Source organism: Pseudomonas sp. P7759 (assembly GCF_013386445.1).
In the GTDB taxonomy this organism is placed as follows: domain Bacteria; phylum Pseudomonadota; class Gammaproteobacteria; order Pseudomonadales; family Pseudomonadaceae; genus Aquipseudomonas; species Aquipseudomonas azotoformans_A.
Genome location: NZ_JACART010000108.1, coordinates 1 through 260, shown reverse-complemented (window position 1 = coordinate 260; position 260 = coordinate 1). Strand labels below are relative to the sequence as shown.

Annotated in this window: 1 pseudogene; it reads left to right on the top strand. The window is 54.6% G+C overall.

Annotated features, from left to right (window positions below):
- Positions 1-152: 152 nt before the first annotated feature.
- Positions 153-260, top strand: a pseudogene (locus HX823_RS32120) (response regulator transcription factor); the annotation flags it as partial.

Below are 260 nucleotides of genomic sequence, written 5' to 3'. Positions count from 1 at the left end.
AAGCTCGCTCACCACAACAGGCGCTTCGCCTTAGCAACCATCCTGAGCCCTGGCCGGTCGCGGAATCCTCACGCAGAGTTAAACAATTCGTGATAACTACACTGTTGCAAAACCCCCACAATGCGCGGACTACAAACGAAGGTTTCTCTTACATGGATCAGCCAAAACGTGTCCTGGTGGTCGAGGACGATGCCCATATCGCCGACCTGATCTGCCTGCACCTGCATGATGAACAATTCCAGGTGGTGCACAGCGCCGAC